Source organism: Bradyrhizobium sp. CCGUVB23, from assembly GCF_024199885.1.
In the GTDB taxonomy this organism is placed as follows: Bacteria; Pseudomonadota; Alphaproteobacteria; order Rhizobiales; family Xanthobacteraceae; genus Bradyrhizobium.
The window spans coordinates 2,134,815-2,156,574 of record NZ_JANADQ010000001.1 but is presented as its reverse complement, the minus strand read 5'-3'; the positions used below and the strand labels follow the sequence as shown (position 1 = coordinate 2,156,574).

Genomic DNA, 21,760 nt, shown 5'->3' with positions numbered 1-21,760 from the left:
GACCACCTCGAGAATTGCAGCAGGAAAGCTATCGGCTCGGCTTAGAGCGAAGATCTGGAAATGTCACCGACCGCTGAAAGAAACGTATCCATTTGCGTGTCTGTGCCGATTGTAATGCGTATGAAATTTTCGAGGCCGTTTTCAGGAAAGAATGCAACAAGCACGTTGTAGCCCCGCAATGCTGATTGCCACCAAGTGCCATCGTGTTCGCCGGGCACTCGAGCCATCAAAAAATTGGCGTGCGAAGGCAATACCGCAAACCCAAGTTTGGACAGCTTAATTGTCGTTCGCTCTCTTGCAAGCATGATACGTTGGTGGTTCTCCTCGAAGGCGGCTCGATGCGCAATGATGCTCGCGCCGACCGCATGACCAATCACATTCATGTTGAAGAGGTTCTGCATGGTACGCAACCTGCCGATGAGCTCGGGGTGACCGAAGCCGAAGCCGATGCGAAGGCCCGCGGTGGCATAACTTTTCGAAAAAGTTCTCAGTACCAGAAGATTTGAATAGCGGTTGACGAGCCGTAGTCCGTTATCGGGCGCAAAGTCGACATACGCTTCGTCGAGCACGATCAGTCGATCCGATTGTGCTACGAGCCTTTCGATATCGGCGATCGGAACAAACGTTCCCGTCGGATTGTTCGGATTGGCCAGCACGATGAACTTGGCATCTCTGGCGGGACCGAAAAGCAGTTGGTGCGTGGGTAAGGAATGGGTTTTACCCCACCCGATCTCCAGAAATTGAGCTTCGTGCAACATGGCGAGCTTGCGGTTGAACGAAAATCCGGGCGATATCATCGCGACGGTGTCGCCCGGAGCGAGGAACGCTTTGTAGATGAGACCGAGAATTTCAGACGATCCGTTCCCAGCAATCACCTGATCGGCGGACAGTCCATAGGCACAGGCGGCCGCCTCGCGTAAGCCGCCGTTCTCGTCTTCCGGATACAGATAATGCTGCTCAAGGGCGGCAATCGCGCTTTGTCTGACGATTGGCGGCAACGAGAATGGGTTCTCGTTCATGTTGAGTTTGACGCAATTAGCATCAAGCGCGGGCGGAGCAGGCGGCGCAATATCTAACTGTTTTGCCACGTGCGAGAGGGACGAGAGGGCGCTTAGCAGCCTTGCGTCTGACATGTGGTCGCTCCGTCGAAAAGCATGGGTTCTGAGCATGGCGATGGTCCGATCTGGCTGAACACTCTGGTCTTCGCATGAGCTTCCGCAACAGCAGGCCGACCTGTCTCTTCACAGTCGGACGGCGCCGGGCTTCACCCGTTTTTAGATATCTATCCTAACAGTTGCATGAATACAGGAGAGAAACCGCAACTTGCGCTACTCGTTCCTTGTATTGCGCGGGGCGAGCCGGTCGGATGTGTGCTCCCCCATGATACCTGCATCGAGTGCTGTTCAACTCCAGCGAAGGCGCATTGTCGGCCTGGAGAACTTCGTCGACATCTCGATGAAGACTGTCGGCGGTGAATTCAGACAGAACAATGTCTGCTGTTCGGTAACGGCGGACCTCAAGAATGCCCGCCGTGCGGCCGCTGGCTATGCTTGGAGTTGAGGGACATCGTAGTTGTTCTCCAGCAGGGAGATATAGATGCTCCTGGGCGGTTTCTTGGACGTGATCGAGGAGCGTGACAGACCGACGCGGCGCAAACATTTGCGTTTGAGACATTCACAACCCTCGTTCCGTCGTCATCGACGGCCCCGATGCCCTACCTGTTCTGGTAGTGTACAACTTGACCCTACGTTCGTTTCAAGGGGGCCGATAGTCATTGGACAATGTGTCCTACTCGCTACAATGAGACTCGAGCGCGCTAACGATCGACGAAATCGCCAAGCCATAAAGAAACTGGTCGAACAAAAGTGCAGCGAGGCAGCCGCTCCACAAAATTGCGTGAGCGACAACGAGCTCAAAGCCGCATTGACCTTTCATTCATCGCCAAAGGGAGCGAGGAAGCTGCAGTAGCAATGCTCGAGAGTGGCATTGTTGTTGCACAAGCTATGCAGTCGAAGCGGGCAGGTCGCTCCAGAGCGTGCGCATATGGCACGAGCGGGAAGGAAATGCGATGGAAGAGAAATTGCCATGGAGGATCTGAACGACAAGGAGCCAGGCGACACAGCAACCCTACTTTGTCACCTGGGTCGTGCGCCGGCCGAACATGCCGGGATGGTGAATGTGCCGATCTACCGCGGTTCTACCATTGTTTCGGAGACCTTGGAGGATTGGGATATCCGGAACAAAGACACTCCGAGCTACGGTCGCTTTGGCTCGCCCCTGTCTCGCGCGCTTGAAGCGGCCGTTTGCAAGTTAGAGGGTGGCTTCCGTTCGATTCTCTTCCCATCAGGGCAATCTGCTTGCACTCATTCGCTGCTTGCGTGTCTGAAGGCCGGCGACGCTATTCTGATCAGCGACGGCGTTTACGCGCCTGTGAGAGCCTTCGCGGACAGTGTCCTTGCGAGACTGCAGATCAAGGCACAGTATTTTTGTCCAACCCGCCCGTCAGAATTGGCGGCAAAGATCAGCGCAAATACACGGGTCATCTATCTGGAATCGCCATCGTCCATGACCTTCGAGGTTCAAGACGTGCCAGCACTCGTGGCCATTGCACATCAGTCGGGCGCGCTTGTGATCATGGACAATACGTGGGCGACACCTCTGTATTTTAGACCATTCGAGCATGGGGTCGATATATCGATCCAGGCCGCGACGAAGTATATCGTTGGCCATTCCGATGCATTTCTTGGCGTTGCAACTGCGAATGAAGCGGCTTGGCCTGCACTGGAGTCTACTGCGCATCATTTCGGCGAAATTGGCGGACCAGATGACATTTATCTGGCTCTCCGGGGACTGCGTAGTCTGGCTTTGCGCATGAAGCGCCATTGGGAAAATGGCCTTATTCTGGCGCAAAGCCTGCAGACGCATCCAGCTGTCGACCGGGTGTTGCACCCGGCCCTTCCCGACGATCCCGGCCATATCATTTGGAAAAGGGATTTTCTGGGCGCCAGTGGACTCTTTGGGATTGTTCTGAAGCCCATGTCACGGGAACAACTTTCGGTTCTCTTCGGTAGCCTGCGCCTCTTTGGGATTGGTCTGTCCTGGGGCGGGTACGAAAGTCTCGCTCTGCTTGTCGAGCCACCAAAGCGAACGGAAGCCTCGCACGCGTTCGCAGGACCGCTGATTCGCGTACACGCGGGCCTGGAGAGTCCCAACGAGTTGATAGCGGACATGCGCAACGCGCTGAACGCCGCCTTCAACGCTGCAACTGATGGCATTGTGCGCCCGGAAATGAGCGAACTCGTCAGTCAATGCCAAGTAGTCAGTTAGCGGTGGTGCTTTAACCTTAAGCCGTGTTGCAAAGGCGCCCCGAGGTTGCGGCGCTGACACGCATCAGTATCAGTAAGGCACGAACGTCTGGTCGAATGCGTGGGACATGAAAGCGGCAATGCGCGACCGCGCAGTTTCTCACAGGCTCAGCGCCAGAGGTTTGTCCTGGCAAGATCAATGACCTCATCGGTCCGGCCATTCACAATTGCTTTAAGCGTGTAGAGAGAGAAGCCCTTGGCCATCTCCATCGTTACGGAGGGCGGAACGGCGAGCTCGGTCCGATTGACGACGGCGTCGATCAAAGCTGGCCCTTCGTGCGCGAGCGCGGCGGCGATGCCGTCGTCTACCTCCGAGGGATGTTCAAGGCGCACCCCATACACACCAGCGGCTCTGGCAATTTCGGCAAAGTCTGGTTTGTTGAGCTCGGTCCCGAAATTGAGCAATCCCGTCGACTTTTGTTCCAACTCGATAAAGCCGAGCGCACCGTTATTGAAGACGACGACTTTCACTGGCAGTTCAAGTTGCACAAGGCTCAGCAAATCGCCCATCAGCATCGTAAAGCCACCGTCGCCTGAGACGGAGATCACCTGTCGGCGAGGATACGTAGCCTGCGCCCCGATAGCCTGAGCCATGGCGTTGGCCATTGAACCGTGCCAAAACGAGCCGAGGAGCCGACGTTGACCGTTCATCGCCAAATAACGCGCGGCCCAAACGGTTGGCAGGCCGACGTCGCAGGAAAAAACGGCATCGTCAGCCGCCTGGTCGCTGATTGCTTTAGCAACCTGCTGAGGATGGATGAGCTGGCTAGCTGGCTTGATCTCGGCTAGCCCGTCCAGCTGTTTCCGGGTCCGGGCATAGTGTTGTTGTGCTCTCTTGAGACGCTCATCATTGGACTTTGAAGACAGACGTGGCAGTAAGTCCGCCAGAGTCGTGCGGACATCACCAACCACCGGGAGGTCGACGGTCACCCGGCGACCTAGATGTTCCGGACGTAGATCCACTTGCGCAACCCGTACGCCGCTTCCCTGAGGATAGAACTGGCGATAGGGGAAGTCGCTTCCAAGGATAAAAAGAACGTCGCAATCGGCCATGGCGTAATAGCCCGAAGAAAGGCCGATCAGCCCGGTCATGCCGACGTTGTAAGGATTGCCCCATTCCACGTATTCTTTGCCGCGCAGAGCATGCACGATCGGCGACTTCAGCCGCTCGCCGAGCGCCAGCAGTTCATCATGGGCCCCGGCGCAACCGGACCCGCAAAGAACGGTTACCCGCTGAGCTCTGTTCAACATGTCGGCCAGGCTATCGAGTTCGGCGGCCTTCGGTGAGATGACCGGCTGCGGAGGCCGCAACCCAGCGAGCTTGGGCCGCATCCTATCGGCCGCAGGACGAAGCGCGACATCACCAGGAATCACGACAACGGAAACGCCGCGCTTTCCCACAGCCTCGCGGATGGCTGCCTCAAGGATGCGTGGCATCTGATTGGCGCCAGATACCAGCTCACAATAGTGGCTACACTCTCTAAAGAGGATCTCGGGATGGCTCTCCTGAAAGTACGACACGCCGATCTCTGCGGAAGGAATATGTGCAGCGATCGCAAGCACTGGCACGCGCGAACGATGACAATCAAAAAGGCCGTTGATGAGATGGAGATTGCCTGGCCCGCAGCTTCCGGCACAGACGGCGAGCTCGCTGGTCAGATGTGCCTCGGCACCGGCCGCAAAGGCGGCCACTTCCTCGTGCCGGACATGAATCCAGTCGATGCATCCGTGACGGCGGATCGCATCGGTAAGGCCATTCAGGCTATCCCCAACGATTCCATAGATGCGCTTGACCCCCACCTCAGCAAGAGTGTGTGCGAACTGATCTGCAACAGACTGCGCCATGACCCATGTCTCGTCCGAGAGATTGACTTAGCGAAGCGCGAATGCCTCGCAAACATATCTACGGCGCAGCGCGATATCGCGTAAATGAATTGTTCGACTGCAATTCAGTCGCTACTGGCATGATCGTCTCCGCGCGTGCAAGCCACCAGATCTAGCCACGCCCTCGCGGCATGTGACAGATAAGCACCGCGGCGCCAAATCATTGCAATGTGCCAGTCCATATCGGCTTCATCGAGCGGCACCCTGGCGATCGACAGATGTTTGCGTTGTTCCGCGATCATCCGTGGCAGAAAAGCGGCCCCCATACCCGTCGCAGCAAGCTCGACGATAAAATCAATCTGGCTGCTACGCGCGACGACTCGGGGCTCAAAGCCGTGCCGTTGACAAGCGTCTAAAATCACGCGGTTCAATGCAAATCCGGTTTCGAAGAGAATGAGCGGTAGATCCCGCAATGCCGGAAGATCAAGGGATCGGCACCCCGAAAGCTCGTGATTCACCGGTAGCACGACAGTAAGGGGCTCGCGCTTGACGTCCTGCCACTCAAAGCCTTCTGACACCGGGAGAAGCGAGGCCGCAAGTTCGATCTCCCCCGATAGCAAAACCTCCTCAAGCCGCTCGCTTCCGTACTCCACGAGCCGGATATCGACGCCCGGATAACGTTCGCGGTAGATCGCAAATAGTTTTGCGAACAGCGTTCCGCTACCCACCGGTGGCAGGCCGAGCTTGAGAATGCCGCATTCAAGGCCGCGCAGATCGCCCAGTTCTGAAATCAGATCGTCCCGCTCCACCAGTATCCTGATCGCACGGCGGTAAACAATTTCGCCGGCAGCGGTAAGCTTGCTGCGATGGCCGATCCGATCAAGTAGCGGCACGCCAATCTCATCCTCGAGCTGCTTGACAGCCTTGCTGACCGTGGACTGAGTTGCGAATACGACTTTGCCGGCCTTGGAAAACCCGCCTTGCCGTACGACCTCCACGAAAGCACGTAATGTCCGAAACTCCATGTGAATTCCAAAATCGAATAGACTCTAGTCGATCAATTCATTCGAGAGAGAGCCGCGAGCTTTGCATCCGACTCTGCAGGCCGAAAATTATTTTCTTATTCTTGGTCGTTTAGCGCGGGTGTTCTCTTCCGGACGAGTTGTCTTACATATTGGTCATGCTCTTGCACTTTGCGGCGAGGTCGTGATCGGCTCGACTCGCTGCTTTGATGTCGAGTGTCGCAGCGTGGTTCTTTGTTGGCGCCGACCCAGGACTACAAGCGGCTCATTTTTGGCTAGTAGCAACATTCTCTTTGAATGCAATCGGAATCAAGACCGGGCACCCGGTGTCTGAACGTCCGCCGATGATCTCTCTGCGCAACGTCTCCAACTAAAGGCAGCGCAACGTTGAGGCCGCGCCGGAAAAGGCAGTACGGCTTCTCGACTTGGTGGCGAGGTCGATCGGAACTGCCGCTCCGGTGTATACCGCCTTGTGTTTCAGGCAAAAGATCTGTGCTGCATGCCTTGCGTGTCAAATGCTCGAAAACTGTTCAGTCTTCCGGGCGCGTTTGTCTAAGCGCTGGGCGATTCGGTGCAAGCCAGACCAAAAACGACCGCGAAAGAATGCCGAAGAGCGATGAATGATCGCACGATCTCTGCACATGAATGCCCCTGGCGGGTCGTTACACCTACGTTGCGTCTGGGGCATCTCCTTCCGTCCTGTGCACCAGGAAAAATCCAGTCGACGAGTAAGAATAATCCAGTCGACATTGCGTTTGCACGCCTCCATCGGGCCAGCGCGCTTTCATGTTGCATCGAGCGACAAATCGACCTGCGCATGGGCGCGCGCCGCAGGTCGGTCTTTTTTTTGCCCTAACGCAGCCAAATGCCCTTGCAAGGAGCCGAGCCGCCGACACGATGTTCGACAGGAGAGACGGTGCAAGTGTTGCAGGTAAGAAGTGGTGTCTTCGATCCGGAAGACCTTTCCATGTTGGGGAAGATCTTTGATGAGGCGGTGGCGGCGCTGCCGGCAAGTATGCGAACTCCCATCAACAGAACGGAGATCGCCAAGCTTGTGCTTGGACGCACAGCCGCTGGTCAGGCCGAATTGGTCCTCCTCAGGAAGCTGATGGTAGCTATTGCTTCTGCCGTCTAGTCCAGCAGAGGTTCAATGCTTCTTTGGATGCGCCCATGACGAGGTCATCCGACGCGAAGTCAACAGTGTGGTTGCTGCTTGCTTCCTGCATGCCACATCCGCCCGGTGAAGCGCTTCCCCGGAAGGCAAAGTTCGGTATTTCGAGCGAAAACTTGGCAACAAGATCTGCCGGCCGTCAAAACCGCTTGAACCTCACGTGGCGTTAGGTTGTAGGTTTGAAAACTGAGAAACATGACCAGACCTACAGTACTCAGGCGTCGATGGCGACGCATCGGTGAACTTGCGGATGCGACCGGCGTGACGGTGCGCACTCTGCGTCACTATGAGCACACGGGATTGCTGGCCGCCTCGCAGCGCACGTGCGGTGGTCACCGGATCTACGACTGTGAGAGCCTCAGAAGAGTTTATCATATTCTGGCGCTTCGTGAGCTCGGATTCTCTCTTCGAGAAATTCGCAAGGCGATGGACGGCAGAACTTCGCTTCCTGACTTATTGAGCGAGCAATTGGAACGAGCGGAGCTTCAGGTCGCGCGTGCAACAAAGTTGCGCGATCGCTTGCGCAACATCACGAAGAATACGGAATCGGATGTCAGTGTAGACGAGCTACCTGCTCGCCTTGATGCAATGTCGCGAGAGAGCTGTGGTCAGACGCGCCGGCGGGCACGCGCTCCCGATGATGCGGATCGATAGTGGCGGCAGGAGAACTAGGGTTGCGCGAACGGTCGGTCAACAACGCGACGTTATGCGTGCTGCAATATCCACGACTCAGGTGCCAAAACGAGCGCAAATCGTAGCGCGAATCAGCCGACGTCAGGGGCCTCAAATGGCATTCCTTCGCATGAGTTCATTTGCCTGTGCAGCGGTCCTTGCTTTCGTGTTGGTCTCCGGCGCCTCCGCTGACGATGTTTACGTTGCAGTGGCCGGACCTATGACAGGCAGCAACGCTGCGGTTGGTGCTCAGATGCTTTACGGCGCAAGTGCGGCCGTGGATGATTTGAACTCTTCCGGATTGCTTCCAGAATTCAAGATCAGATTGACTGTCGCCGACGACGCCTGCGATCCGAAGCAGGCCGTTGCGGTGGCCAATCGGCTGGCGGCGGACCAGGTTAGGTTGGTTGTTGGCCACTATTGTTCTTCTTCCTCAATTCCCGCTTCCGATGTTTACGCTGAAGCGGGAATTATTCAGATTTCGCCCGGATCAACCAATCCTCAGCTGACCGAGCGAGGGCTGCGAACGGTGTTTCGGATCTGCGGCCGTGACGACCAGCAGGGTGTAGTGGCCGCCAACTATATCCTGGAGCACCACTCCAAGAGCAAGATTGCCGTCCTCGATGACAAGAGCACAGCTGGCAAGGGCATTGCAGATGTCGTTGCGTCTCGTCTTCATGATGCGGGTCTGCAGAATATCATGCGGCAAAGCTATATGGCCGGCGAAAAAGATTACACCGCGCTGGTATCAAGAATGAAAAGGGAAGGAATCGAAATCGCCTATATTGGTGGCTATTACGCCGAGATAGGCTTAATTGTACGCCAAGCCGCAGAGGCACACGCTCATCTCACGGTCATGGCTAACGACCCGCTGATGACGGGCGAATTCTGGGCGATTGCGAGCAGTGCCGCAAATGGCACACTCTTCACATTCATGCTCGATGCCACCAAGAACGCGGAGGCGGCCGACGTCGTAGCCAGGTTGAAAGCAACAAAACGAACTGCGGAAGGCTACACGCTTTACGCTTATGCGGCTGTACAGGCGTGGGCCCTTGCGGTGAGGCGCGCTGGCTCCTTCAACGCTCTGCGCGTTGCGAAAGCGCTTCGTTCGCAAGAAGCTGAAACCGTGATTGGCCACGTGCGGTTTGATGCGAAAGGCGACAATGTGTCTACCGGTTTCGTCGTCAATCGTTGGCGCGACAACACGATCGAGAGGGTCGAGTAGACCAGTAGCGGTGACCGAACCAACGACCTGAACTTCAACAAGCCCGCCGCCTGATTTGGCCAGTCGATCGCCCAATAGAGTTGCGGTGGACGAGAATGCGATCCTCCGAGGCAACCATCGCAGGTCGAAAGACACCGCGATCGACGTGGCCGGGTGAATCAGGGAGAGAACGCTCGAGCTGCTTGACAGGAAGAATGTGCGGAAAAGAGCTGACCCCGAAGAATCACCGGGGACGGAAAGCTGTATCGACTCGTGACTTCTCACTGTCGTAGAGCCAACATTCCTTGGAGCGAGCGAAGGTCCTGCGAACCGCGATTGTCATTCCGAAGCATCTACCGCTGTGTCTTTAGCTTGCGAAGAGTGGTTCGGAAGATGCCGTAGGCGTGTCTTGGCGCGGCGAGAGACCAGGCGCCCTGCCTCCTGCAACAAAACCTCACGCATCCATATGCTTGCTGGATCAGTATTGTGAAGGGAAGGCCATTGGACGGCCTCGGTAAAGCCCGGAAGCGGTAGCGGGAGTTTAGTGATCCGCAGCGGCATCGCCTTTGCGAAATACTTCACGAGCGTCAGGGGCATCGTCGCTATTCGGTTGGTTCCAAGTAACATGGGAGGGATCATGCTGAAGCTTTGCACGACGACCTCAACGCGTCTCTTGATGCCGTGCTCTTGCATAAACCATTCGTCTATGGAAGGCACTCGATTGCTCCCGAACTTGACCGCGACATGCCCCAATGACATGTACCTCTCGAATGTAAGCTGCCGCGATAGGTGCTTGTTCGAGCGGCAGCCGACGCACACGAGTGTCTCGTCAAAAAGGGTCGCCTTGGGGTGCGCGTCCGACATGTATAGCTCTGGCACGATAAGAAAATCGATTTCGGCGCGTTGGAGAGGGTGATCGAATGGATTCGCGAGAGGCATCAACTCGAATCTGACGCCGGGCGCATCTCGTGCGACACGCTCCACGACATGTCGAAACCACACGACCGTAGCAAAGTCAGACAGGCTGATCTTAAAGCGCCGCTCAGACTCGCTCGGTTTGAATGTATCCCTGGAGGTAATGGAGAACTGGATGTGAAGTAGAGCCTCGCGAGTTGGAGCAGCGAGGGCTTCCGCGCGTGGAGTCGGAATAAGTTCGCGGCCCTTCATCGTAAAGAGGTCGTCTTTAAAATACGCGCGTAGGCGGCCAACCGCCGCGCTCATGGCCGGCTGGCTCAAGTTGATGCTGCGTGCTGCTGCCGTGAGGTTGCGCTCGGTCATCAGAGCATCGAGCGCGACGAGGAGATTAAGATCAAGCCCTCGGAAACGCATTGTCACCTATCCGCAGTGTAGATGTTTCTCATCCAAACAATCGATTTTACGAATTCGCTCGGCGCCGTCTAGGAAATCTCCAGTACCTGAGCAATCGGGTAGGTTTCGGAGAAGCAGAGCGTGGCACCGCAGATCGCAGGAATTGGTGATGGAGTGTCGTCAGCGGTTGTGCGCAACAGCTTAGCTCGGCGTCCGTCATTGTATTGTCACATCCGAATGCATTGCATCGATTCCAGTGTTAACCACTCATGCGAACGCTCGCTGGGTGCACACGCGGCGAGCCGTCATGCCCGCTTCAAGAGTACAAATGAGCGGCAACAAGTTCGTCGCGTGCATCAAGCTCGGCGCCAGATATTGGACGAGGCAAATGAAGCCGCGGCTAACACCGTCGTGTCCTGCTTTCCGTGGCCGCGATCGGCATATCTGCCGTGTGGCCAGAGGAGCGTGACGTCGCTTGCAGCGGAGTCGCAGCCCCTTTGCCCGTTCGAGGCAGTTTCTACAATGGGGGCGTCTCCCACTGCAACTGTAGGCCGCTCAATAATGCGGCCAGGAGCGCGATTTAAACCATCGTATAGGCTCCGCATACCATTCAATGGAGGGCGTCTACCTCGATATGATTGGGTAACTGGGTGGTCCTTCGATAACTTGAGTACCACACATCGCAGCCGCGGAGGATTTGAGACAGTAGACAGAGCGCGACCTGTAACAGAGCCGGTCGCCACTCGCCTGGAGACAACGGCGATAATGAGCCGCGGCACACACAAGAGGAGCATGCAAATTGGCCGGCTCCCCGCGCGATGCGATCTTAACGCCGTCCACAAGCCAACATTCCCCCCATTCGCTGACGACCCCATCGAACGAGCACCGTCACACTGCCCGTCGCTCGCTTGATGCGTGCCTCAGGAACGTAGCAAGAAGCAGGAGAGCCTTTCATGCGCCCTCAACTCCAGTGGAGGACGTGCTGGGAAAATGACTTACAACTCGCCGACCACGTCCAAATCTCCGAGTTCTTTCGAAGCGCCTACGGGCCGACCGGGGCGTTCAACGCAAAACCGTTTGAAGGCAATCGAAGCTGGGCCGGCGCGAGACCGGAGCTCCGGGTAGTTGGCTACGATGATCGCGGCGTGGCGGCTCATATCGGCGCATTGCGCCGGTTCATCAAAGTCGATGGAATCGATCTGTTGGTGGCCGAACTTGGATTGTACGCGGTACGTCCGGATCTCGAAGGACTCGGAATCAGTCATTCCATGCGCGTGATGTATCCCGTGTTGCAGGAGCTCGGCGTCCCCTTCGGCTTCGGTACGGTTCGACATGAACTCAAAGAGCACATCTTTAGGCTGCTCGGCCGCCCAGGAATGGCGACAATCGTTCCGGGCATTCGCGTCCGATCAACTCTTCCGGATATCTATGCCAACCTGCCCCCAACTCGGGTCGATGACGCGCTGCTTGTAGTGTTCCCTATAGCGCGGTCGATGAGCGAGTGGCCCACCGGCACAGTCATCGAGCGTAATGGGCCAGAGCTGTGAAACACACTAGTTGCTTCTTCGAAGCGGACAGCAAGCGCCTCACGGACACCGCTCGCCACAGCGTCTATCTGACGTTCGATGACGGGCCTAATCCATACTGCACGCCGGATATTCTCGATGTGCTGGCGGAGTACCGCGCGCCGGCGACGTTCTGCGTCATTGGCACGTACGCGACGGATGAGCCAAAGCTGATCCGTCGGATGATCGCGGAAGAGCACGAGGTCGCGAACCACACGATGACACATCCGGATCTGTCCAGATGCGACCCCGACGAAGTGCAGTTTGAAATAATGACCGCGAGTAGCGCCATCAGGAGCGCATGCCCTCAGGCCTCGGTGCGACGCGTGCGCGCGCCGTATGGCATTTGGACCGAAGCAGTGCTGGCCAAGTCAGCGAAGGCCGGACTTAACGCTCTCCACTGGTCAGTGGACCCGCGCGACTGGTCCTGTCCCGGCGTGGATACGATCGTCGAAACAGTGTTAGCCTCTGTCCGCCCTGGTGCGATCGTTCTCCTGCATGATGGATGCCCGCCCGACGAGTTGGGACGGGGCATTCATGCCGGTCTGCGCCACCAGACGGTGAAGGCACTCTCCCAACTTATTCCAGCCTTGCACGATCGCGGTTTCGCGATCCGCCCGCTTCCGCAAACTCATTGAACAATTGGCGTCCCAATGAACCTGCTTGCCACAACTAGTACTGTTGTCGTCTCGTCTTATGCGTTGCTCTCCGCGGTCTACAAGTCCGTGCAGGCGTTCCATGCCTCGCCGACACGAGTGTCGTCGGTGTCATCGGATGGGGGCGGCCCTGAATCGATGCCCAGCGTGGATGTAATCGTGCCCTGCTTCAACGAGGACCCGCGCACGCTGTCGGCATGCCTAGAATCCATTGCGAGCCAAGACTACGTCGGGCAGCTACGCGTCTACGTGGTCGATGACGGTTCTGGAAATCGCGAGGATGTGGCACCCGTCCATCATGCCTATGCGTACGATTCAAGGTTCAACTTTATTCTCCTGCGAAAGAACGTTGGAAAACGGAAGGCACAGATTGCCGCGATCCGCCGGTCATCCGGAGATCTGGTCCTCAACGTCGATTCGGACACGATACTCGCGACCGATGTGGTCAGGAAGCTTGCACTGAGGATGCAAGATAATGAGATCGGCGCTGCCATGGGGCAGCTGACGGCGAGCAACCGGAGCGCGACTTGGTTAACTCGGTTGATCGACATGGAGTACTGGTTGGCGTGCAACGAAGAGCGCGCAGCTCAAGCTCGTTTCGGCGCGGTCATGTGCTGCTGCGGTCCATGTGCCATGTACCGACGATCAGCTCTCGATCTGCTGCTGGATCAGTACGAAGCGCAATTCTTCCGAGGAAAGCCGAGCGATTTTGGTGAGGATCGCCATCTGACGATTCTTATGCTGAAAGCAGGATTTCGAACTGAGTACGTTCCGGACGCGTACGCCGCAACAGTCGTTCCAGACAGGGTAGGGCCGTATCTGCGCCAACAGCTTCGCTGGGCCCGCAGCACTTTCCGAGATACCCTACTTGCGTTGCGCCTTTTGCCCCGTCTGGATCGATACCTGACATTGGACGTTATCGGGCAAAACGTCGGCCCGCTTCTTCTGGCGCTTTCGGTGGTAACGGGCATTGCGCAGCTCGCACTTACGGCCACTGTGCCATGGTGGACAGTTCTGATAGTCGCATCAATGACCATGGTGAGATGCGGCGTAGCTGCCTTGCGTGCACGTCAACTGCGATTCTTCGCTTTTGCTCTGCACACGCCCATCAATATCTTTCTGCTACTTACGGTAAAGGCCTATGCGTTGTGTACGCTAAGCAATAGCGATTGGCTCTCACGCAAGTCAGCCAAGGCAGAGTCCCAACCAGACCCGATCCGGCCTTCGGGGTCCGCAGTTCCGATTCGCAGCTCGTGCCGTCCAACTAGCAGTGACACGACCGCACTTGCAGCGGCAAGCGATGCGGACTGAGAAGCGGATAGCTCATGAACCCGGATAACAGTTATCAATCGTTAGAACGAGAATTAACTGCCGATGATCCATGGCGGTTGGACGGCAATCCGTTCGAGCGAGAGCGTCATACGCAAATGCTCCGGCTTTCGCTTTCCAACGGCTTCATCACGAATGCGCTCGAGGTCGGGTGCGCAGCCGGCGCATTCACGGAGAAGCTGGCGCCCCACTGCGGACGACTTACAGTCGTCGACGTCGTGCCGCGAGCGATCGGTCGGGCGAGTCAACGGACGAAGCGATGGTCGCACATCACATGGATAGTCTCTGACATTCAGCGGTTCTCTCGAACGGAACGGTTCGACTTGATCGTGGTGGCGGAAGTGCTCTACTACCTCCGCGATATTGCCGAGATGCGTACGGCCATCGGCAATTTGGTGGGAATGCTTGCGCCGAATGGTCATCTGGTTTTCGGATCAGCTCGTGATGCCACCTGCCGCGGCTGGGGACATGCTGCCGGCGCCGAAACGATCATCGCAATGTTGAACGAAACATTGGTCGAGGTCGACCGGGTGCAATGTCAGGGCGAGTCGGCCAACGAAGATTGCTTGCTCGCTTGTTTTCGGAATTCGGTCTTCCCTTCCATCTAACAACCGACCTTAGCATCGAGGCACTATGCGCATCTGTGGCATCAAGCTGACGCACGACGGGTCCATCGCTCTTGTTGAGGATGGACGTCTGGTCTTTTGCATCGAGCATGAGAAACGCGAGAACAACCGACGGTACTCAGCCATCGAGAATCTCGACACAGTTGTTCTCACATTGGCGGAACACGGCCTTCATCCCCGCGATATTGATCAGTTCGTCATCGACGGTTGGGACGGGGAAATCGAAACGCAATTCCAGGTCCTGAGTGGGTCGGAACATCTGACGCTCAAAGGCGCACCGTACGTTGAACGTCCCGATGGGCTCCTATCTTCACACGAGGGGGATGGGCTGGTGCTCGAGGGCGAGAGTTTCTCCTATAAGAGCTATGCGCACGTCACGGGCCATGTTGCCTCCGCTTACTGCACTAGCCCGTTCGCGAAAACGAAAGAACCGGCCTTCTGCCTCGTATGGGATGGCTGCATCTTTCCACGACTTTATCATGTAGAGCCGGGCGGGGGCCGCTTCCTCGAATGCCTATTCCCGATGATAGGCCATGCTTATGCTGTCGCAGGCCACCACTTCGGGCCGTATCGGCAGCCGAACCGGACCAACTGGGACCTTGGCGTTGCGGGCAAACTGATGGCCTATATCGGTCTGGGGGCGCCTGATGAAGACGTTGTGACGGTGTTTAGGGAAGTCTATGAGAAGCGCTTTGCGGCGGACACGGAGCACGCTCGGCGTTACCGCGCGAACATAAATAATGCCGAGGCGTCGCTTGCGGCTACGCACGAATTCTTGGAAGAAAGCGCACTTCGATTAGACACCAAGCGACCTGAGGATGTACTTGCATCGTTTCATATTTTCCTTGAGCGTCTGCTCGTGCGGGAGATGGGTCTTGCTTTGCTTCGGCATTCGTCCTTTCCGGGGCCGCGCAATCTATGCATAGCCGGTGGTTGCGGTCTTAACATCAAATGGAACAGTGCGTTACGTGCGACTGGCCTGTTCGATGCGGTTTGGGTGCCGCCGTTCCCGAATGACAGCGGTTCAGCAATCGGAGCCGCTTGCTCGGCAATGGTGGCGGACAAAGGTTTCGTGCCCCTCGAGTGGTCGGTCTATAGTGGTCCGGCCCTTGCAGACGGCGATGCATCAGCGGGATGGGACGCAGTGCCCTGCAGCATAAGCGAGCTTGCCGCACTCCTCGCAACTGATAAGCCCGTGGTCTTCCTTAACGGCCGCGCCGAACTCGGCCCACGCGCCTTGGGTGGCAGGAGCATTCTTGCTGCCGCGACATCTCCGAAAATGAAGGACTATCTCAACGACATCAAATTCCGCGAACACTTCCGTCCGGTTGCGCCGATATGCCTGGAGGACCGAGCGTCGGACATTTTCGATCCTGGATCGCCGGACCCTTACATGCTCTTCGACCATCAGACACGGCCAGAGTGGCGAGACAGAATCCCCGCCGTTGTGCACCTCGACGGATCCGCACGATTACAGACGATTGGCAGAACATCCCAGCATAAGGTTGCTGAACTTCTCATTGAATATGAAAAACTCACGGGCATTCCGCTGCTTTGCAACACCAGCGCCAATCACCATGGACGGGGCTTCTTCCCCGATGTCGCGGCTGCCTGCAAATGGGGGCGCATCGAACATATCTGGTGCGACGGCCTGCTCTGGACCAAAACGCTCGAAGTCAAGGTGCCGTCGTCCGAGCTGGCCCTGACAAGCTGAGATGGACGCATGTCGAGCGTAGCGATCGATTTTGCCGCTGTAAACAAATCATACCGCGGCAAAGCCGTTGTCAACGAGCTGGCATTCACCGTTGCAGCGGGAGAATGCTTCGGACTGCTCGGACCAAATGGTGCGGGCAAAAGCACCATTGTGCGTATGATACTCGGCATGGTGCCGCCGGACTCTGGCCAGATTACGGTGCTCGGCAAGCAAGTACCGGCACACGCTCGCTTGGCACGCGCAGGCGTGGGCGTGGTCCCGCAATTCGACAACCTCGAGAACGAGTTCACGGTCCGCGAGAACTTGCTGGTGTTCGGGCGCTATTTCGGCATGAACGCAGGTGAAATCGGTGCGGTCATTCCATCACTTCTCGAATTTGCCCGCCTCGAGAGCAAGGCGGATGCGCGCGTTGCCGAGTTGTCGGGCGGCATGAAGCGCCGACTGGTGCTGGCACGCGCGCTGATCAACGACCCGCATCTGCTTGTTATGGACGAACCAACGACCGGTCTTGATCCGCACGCGCGCCATCTGATCTGGGAGCGCCTGCGTGCGCTACTTGCGCGCGGCAAGACGATCCTGCTGACGACCCATTTTATGGAAGAGGCCGAGCGCTTGTGCGATAGGCTCTGCGTGCTTGAGGAAGGACGCAAGATCGCCGAAGGCGAGCCTCAGGCGCTCATCATCGAACAGATCGGCTGCGATGTCATGGAGATCTATGGTGGCAAGCCGCAGGAATCTATTGAGCTGATCAGGCCTTACGCGCAGCGCATCGAACTAAGCGGCGAGACGATCTTTTGCTATGCGCCCGATCTGGAGCAGGTGCGGAAGCAGTTGCGAGGGGCTGTGGGTTTGCGCCTTCTGGAGCGTCCGCCGAACCTCGAGGATGTGTTCTTGCGACTGACCGGACGCGAGATAGAGATATGATGAGAATGACTTATGGCGCGGCCATGCCCGCGAATGCGTCTAACTGGGTAGCGGTATGGCGACGCAACTATCTGGCATGGAGGAAGGTCGCGCTTGCCTCGCTTCTCGGCAATCTCGCCGATCCGATGACCAATCTACTCGGTCTTGGCTTTGGCCTCGGACTCATCGTCGGTCGTGTAAACGGGACTTCTTATATCGATTTTCTGGTGGGCGGGATGGTCGCGACCAGCGCGATGACTTCCGCAAGCTTCGAGACGATTTACGCAACGTTCGCCCGCATGCACACGCAACGGACCTGGGAGGCAATGCTGTGCACACAGCTTACTCTTGGCGACATCCTGCTCGGAGAAGTGGCATGGGCAGCCAGCAAGGCGGTGCTGGCCGGCACAGGCATCACAATCGTTGCCGCGGGACTGGGTTACGCGGCGTGGCCATCCATGCTGTATGCGCTACCCGCAATCGCTCTTACTGGTTTCGTGTTCGCGAGTTTGGCGATGGTCATCGTATCCCTAGCGCCCAGCTACGACTATTTCGTATTCTACCAAACACTCGTCCTTACACCCATGGTGTTCCTCTGCGGCGCAGTGTTTCCGATCAATCAGTTGCCCGCGGCCTTCCAGTTCGTAGCAGGCCTGTTGCCGCTGGAGCATTCGATTGAGCTCATTCGCCCGGCGATGCTCGGGCGGCCAATCGGCAGCGTCGGTATGCATATAGGCGCACTCTGCATTTATGCGGTCGTGCCATTCTTGTTGTCGGTTGCGCTACTTCTCCGGCGCCTCATGCGCTGAGAGGCCGCAGTGGAAAACACGACGCCGCAGCGAGCAACTGTGAGCCGGGTTGTCCCAATAGAGCCCTCTTACAATAGATGGAGAGTAAGATGCTGTGTCTCGGATTGAGCGGCGGATTAGACAAGGTGTTTGAATTCCGACCCGAGCTTCCAAGTACATTTCTTCACGACGGCGCTGCTGTGCTCGTGCGTGACGGTCGTGTGATAGCGGCCGTCGAAGAAGAACGCCTCAATCGGGTCAAGCATTCCAATAAATTTCCAAGCAACTCGATCCAATACTGTCTCGATGCTGCCGGTGTTCGACTTAGCGACGTCGATCGCATCGCGTTCTATGCGACCGAAGCGTATTGCAATGCAATGCTCGAACGCCTGTTTGTCTCGCAGCCATCCGACGCCATTCCGATTGATGCCAGGCTCCTGCTCCGGACGATGCTAGCTCAGGAGTTCAACACCGAAGTTGATCCATCGCGCGTCTCATTCGTAAGTCACCACCAGGCGCACGCAGTAAGTGCATTTGCAATGTCCGGATTTGAGCAGAGTCTGGTCCTCGCAATCGATGGCGGTGGTGAGTTTCTCTCCGGTCTCGTAGCGATCGGGTCCGGAAGCGAAGTCAATCAACTCGAGAGCTTCCCGGAGAGCAACTCTTTGGGGCTATTTTATCTCGAGACGATCCGGTATCTGGGTTATAGCTTGTTCGATGAATACAAGGTCATGGGCCTTGCTCCTTATGGCGATCCCGCGCCTTATCGCAAGCTGTTTGAGCGGTTCTACGAGCTCTCTGAGAACGGGGGCTACCGGCTCTACCTGGATCGCATCGGACCGGCGTTGGTCCGCAATATTCAGGTCCGACGAAAAGGAATGCCATTCACCCAGCAGCATCGAGATGTCAGCGCGTCATTGCAGGAAGCGCTCGAACGAATCGTGTTTCACATAGTTCGGCATTACCGCGAAGCCACGGGCATGAAGCGGCTATGCTTGGCTGGTGGTGTGGCCCACAACTGCACCGTCAATGGTAAGCTGCTGTATTCGGGGCTTTTCGAGGAGATCTTCGTGCAACCCGCGGCGCATGACGCAGGCTGCGCCCTAGGCGCTGCGTTGATGGCATCTGATGAGGTTGGACGGCCCGCGCCGCGCGAGCGGCTGAAGGAGGTCTATTGGGGGCCAGATCTCGGGACCGAGCGTGCCGTGGAGCAGGAATTGGCGGCATGGGCCGGACATCTCGACGTCGAACGCAGCGATGACGTGGCGGGCAGAGCGGCCGATTGGATGGCAAACGGCGCAGTAATCGGATGGGTGCAGGGTCGGTCGGAGTTCGGACCACGTGCGCTGGGTAACCGCAGTATTCTCGCCGATCCCCGACCTGCGGCGAACAAGGATCGCATAAACGCGATGGTCAAGAAGCGCGAGGGCTATCGACCGTTCGCGCCTTCCGTATTGGAGGAGGATGCGCGCGAATATTTCGATCTCCCGGCCGGAACGGGCGAATTTCCCTTCATGAACTTCGTAGTTGGCGTACGTGATGCCAAGCGCGGCTTGCTGGGCGCCATTACGCATGTTGATGGTACTGCTCGGCTGCAAACAGTGTCGCGCAGGTCGAATCCAGCCTACTGGCGGCTTATCGATGAGTTCAAGAAACGGACGGGCATCCCGGTTCTGCTCAATACCTCCTTTAACAACAATGCCGAGCCGATCGTGGATTCGGTTGCAGATGCTGTTGCGACATTTCTGACGACCGAACTCGATGCTCTCGTAGTTGGGCCGTTCCTTGTCAAAAAGCGCGCTGCAACGCTCGAGGATTGGACCTCGCTCGCGGTTTCACTGCCGCCTTATGCATCCCTGTATCGCGTCCGCGCACACACAGCACGAGATCGACAGGAGACGGTATGCGAGATCCGCATGACCTTTTCCGGCGGTGGTGATGTGCGCATTTCAGATAACGTGTTCGATCTGCTGATGAGGATCAAAGGCGAAGCCGTCCTCCGCGACCTCTTCAATTCGATGACATTGGATCAGGCCGAGCGCGAAGTTCTCGTCAAAGAACTACGGAGCCTATGGGATCAGCGGCGTGTTCGCCTGCATCCTCCCTCACGCGCTACTTGGGTGCAGAACGACTGCGATCGTATGGCAGAGCCAGCCTAATTAGTCTTACTGCGTCACAAATTTCGATAGCTACTTTGACGTGAGACTGCCCTGATGCAACAGGGGCATCGAGATAGTGTGGACGCGAGAGCGACGCTCAATCCTCGCCGAACGGTCGCGATCGAATTTGGAACGTGCCGTTCAGGCCGCAATGGCGGCCCCCCTCGGGCGATAAGTTTCGGGAATTGTAATTTCTTTGAAAAGCCCGGCGGAACCTGTTGCTGAGGGGGGAATCGTCTCCCGCTCGGAGACCAGGAATCCGTAGGCCGCGATGCACAGCGTTGCGTGATGGTGGAAGCCGCGCCAGCCTCGCCCCTCGAAGTGGCCAAGGCCGATCTCCTGTTTGAGTTCGTAGTAGTCGCGCTCAATGCGCCAGCGCAGCTTGGCGGTGTCGACCAGCTGACGGAATTCAATGTTCGCCGGAAGCGTCGAGAACCAATATTTGGTGGGTGCTTCCTCGCCCTCCGGCCATTCGATCAGCAGCCATTCCTCCGGCCGGCTTTCGGCGAGCCAGTAATCTCGATGTGCCGCACGGATGCGCACACGGGCAAAGCGCGAGGATAAGCGTTCTGCCGTCCCCTCACGCCACGTGATCTTGCGCCAAGCATCCATTGGCAGACCAATCGCAAGCTTCTTAACTGAGATCGGTTGATACTTGCCATCACGTCGCAGCAACTTCGGAGGTCGTCCGCTCCCCGACCACTTCTTCGGCGCCCGCGGCCCAGTGCCAGGGCGCCATACGGACGTTTGTGGCTGGATGCCGGCCACATAGTTCAAGCCGAGATCTGTGATGTTCGTACGCAGATCAGTATCAGTACCATAGCCGGCGTCCATCAGCACTACGCCACGCGGCAAGCCCCCTGCACAGGCCCAGCGCAATTGCTCAAGCGCGATGGCCGGCTTGGTTTTGAAGGTGATCTCGTTGGGCACACCGGCTTTGCGCCGACGCGGACGGTCGGTCGCCCATTCCTTTGGTAGATAAAGGCGATACGCCACCGGCAGGCTCGCGTGATGGTTGGCAATCGAAAGGGTCACGGCGACCTGACAATTGTCTTGCTTGCCCAGTTGGCCGCAATATTGCCGTGCAACCCCGACCGAATGCCGCCCCTTCTTAGGAAAGCCCGTATCATCGATGATCCAAGCTTCGATCTCTCCGTGGCGTTCGATGCTCGGCAGCACTAACTCACGGACTTTGGCCAACACTTGCTGGTCCGACCAGTCGCCTTGACCGACAAAATGCAACAACGACTGGTGCTGCGCTGCTGTCCGCTCAGGAGCCGTGATGGCCGCCATCGGCTCGACACTCTTGCGATCGCAAGGCATCATCAGACCGGTGCAGTAATCGCGAAGCGGTTTGGCTCGGTCTGCGTGTCCGATCACGCTCGTAAGACCCTCAACATACGCCGAAAACCGCGACGCGACGTCCCCCGATTTTGCCAGACCCATCTCAGCCT

General features: G+C 57.3%; 17 protein-coding genes. 12 read left to right on the top strand and 5 right to left on the bottom strand.

Translation table 11 applies throughout. The annotated features are described in order from the left end of the window. Positions 1-41: 41 nt before the first annotated feature. Positions 42-1,133, bottom strand: coding sequence for a histidinol-phosphate transaminase (locus NLN62_RS10025; RefSeq protein WP_254108612.1), 1,092 nt, complete (start codon positions 1,131-1,133; stop codon positions 42-44). A gap of 952 nt (positions 1,134-2,085) precedes the next feature. On the opposite strand from NLN62_RS10025, the gene metC reads away from it, so the two are divergent. Continuing rightward, on the top strand, positions 2,086-3,327 hold the full coding sequence (metC, locus tag NLN62_RS10020) for a cystathionine beta-lyase (RefSeq protein WP_254108611.1): 1,242 nt from the start codon (positions 2,086-2,088) through the stop codon (positions 3,325-3,327). 146 nt (positions 3,328-3,473) lie between these two features. Here metC and poxB read toward each other — a convergent pair whose 3' ends face one another. Together poxB and NLN62_RS10010 are read right to left on the bottom strand one after the other, a co-directional pair. Further along, positions 3,474-5,210 (bottom strand): ubiquinone-dependent pyruvate dehydrogenase, encoded by a 1,737-nt coding sequence (gene poxB, locus NLN62_RS10015; RefSeq protein ID WP_254108610.1) that lies wholly within the window; start codon positions 5,208-5,210, stop codon positions 3,474-3,476. 104 nt (positions 5,211-5,314) lie between these two features. Then, on the bottom strand, positions 5,315-6,214 hold the full coding sequence (locus NLN62_RS10010) for a LysR family transcriptional regulator (protein WP_254108609.1): 900 nt from the start codon (positions 6,212-6,214) through the stop codon (positions 5,315-5,317). A gap of 913 nt (positions 6,215-7,127) precedes the next feature. Here NLN62_RS10010 and NLN62_RS10005 point away from each other — a divergent pair. From NLN62_RS10005 to NLN62_RS09995, 3 genes are all read left to right on the top strand, one after another. Then, on the top strand, positions 7,128-7,346 hold the full coding sequence (locus tag NLN62_RS10005) for a hypothetical protein (RefSeq protein WP_245288080.1): 219 nt from the start codon (positions 7,128-7,130) through the stop codon (positions 7,344-7,346). A gap of 231 nt (positions 7,347-7,577) precedes the next feature. Next, positions 7,578-8,036 (top strand): MerR family transcriptional regulator, encoded by a 459-nt coding sequence (locus NLN62_RS10000; RefSeq protein ID WP_084801533.1) that lies wholly within the window; start codon positions 7,578-7,580, stop codon positions 8,034-8,036. 133 nt (positions 8,037-8,169) lie between these two features. After that, positions 8,170-9,279, top strand: a complete 1,110-nt coding sequence (locus NLN62_RS09995; protein WP_254108608.1) for a branched-chain amino acid ABC transporter substrate-binding protein — start codon at positions 8,170-8,172, stop codon at positions 9,277-9,279. Positions 9,280-9,597: 318 nt separating this feature from the next. On the opposite strand, the gene NLN62_RS09990 is transcribed toward NLN62_RS09995, so the two are convergent. Then, positions 9,598-10,587, bottom strand: coding sequence for a LysR family transcriptional regulator (locus NLN62_RS09990; protein WP_254108607.1), 990 nt, complete (start codon positions 10,585-10,587; stop codon positions 9,598-9,600). Between the two features lie 932 nt (positions 10,588-11,519). On the opposite strand from NLN62_RS09990, the gene NLN62_RS09985 reads away from it, so the two are divergent. The 8 genes from NLN62_RS09985 to NLN62_RS09950 all read left to right on the top strand — a co-directional run bounded on the left by NLN62_RS09985 (position 11,520) and on the right by NLN62_RS09950 (position 20,306). Further along, the gene (locus tag NLN62_RS09985) at positions 11,520-12,113 is read left to right on the top strand and encodes a NodA family N-acyltransferase (protein WP_254108606.1); all 594 of its coding nucleotides are present in this window, start codon (positions 11,520-11,522) and stop codon (positions 12,111-12,113) included. Continuing rightward, positions 12,110-12,769 carry a chitooligosaccharide deacetylase NodB gene (gene nodB, locus NLN62_RS09980; protein WP_051389870.1) on the top strand — a complete coding sequence of 220 codons (660 nt, stop codon included), beginning with the start codon at positions 12,110-12,112 and terminating at the stop codon, positions 12,767-12,769. The genes NLN62_RS09985 and nodB overlap by 4 nt, the downstream gene beginning before the upstream one ends. 15 nt (positions 12,770-12,784) lie before the next feature. Then, positions 12,785-14,098, top strand: coding sequence for a chitooligosaccharide synthase NodC (gene nodC / locus NLN62_RS09975; protein WP_254108604.1), 1,314 nt, complete (start codon positions 12,785-12,787; stop codon positions 14,096-14,098). A gap of 14 nt (positions 14,099-14,112) precedes the next feature. Next, positions 14,113-14,724 carry a nodulation methyltransferase NodS gene (nodS, locus tag NLN62_RS09970; RefSeq protein ID WP_027524792.1) on the top strand — a complete coding sequence of 204 codons (612 nt, stop codon included), beginning with the start codon at positions 14,113-14,115 and terminating at the stop codon, positions 14,722-14,724. A gap of 25 nt (positions 14,725-14,749) precedes the next feature. After that, positions 14,750-16,456 (top strand): nodulation protein NodU, encoded by a 1,707-nt coding sequence (nodU, locus tag NLN62_RS09965; protein ID WP_254108603.1) that lies wholly within the window; start codon positions 14,750-14,752, stop codon positions 16,454-16,456. Positions 16,457-16,465: 9 nt separating this feature from the next. After that, entirely contained in the window at positions 16,466-17,380 is a 915-nt protein-coding gene (nodI, locus tag NLN62_RS09960; protein ID WP_027524790.1) for a nodulation factor ABC transporter ATP-binding protein NodI, read from the top strand. Then, on the top strand, positions 17,380-18,168 hold the full coding sequence (locus NLN62_RS09955; protein ID WP_027524789.1) for an ABC transporter permease: 789 nt from the start codon (positions 17,380-17,382) through the stop codon (positions 18,166-18,168). The genes nodI and NLN62_RS09955 overlap by 1 nt, the downstream gene beginning before the upstream one ends. A gap of 89 nt (positions 18,169-18,257) precedes the next feature. Then, positions 18,258-20,306, top strand: coding sequence for a carbamoyltransferase (locus tag NLN62_RS09950; protein ID WP_254108601.1), 2,049 nt, complete (start codon positions 18,258-18,260; stop codon positions 20,304-20,306). 141 nt (positions 20,307-20,447) lie between these two features. On the opposite strand, the gene NLN62_RS09945 is transcribed toward NLN62_RS09950, so the two are convergent. After that, a complete protein-coding gene (locus tag NLN62_RS09945; RefSeq protein WP_254108599.1) occupies positions 20,448-21,752 on the bottom strand; it encodes an IS701 family transposase in 1,305 nt (434 codons plus the stop codon). Positions 21,753-21,760: the final 8 nt, after the last annotated feature.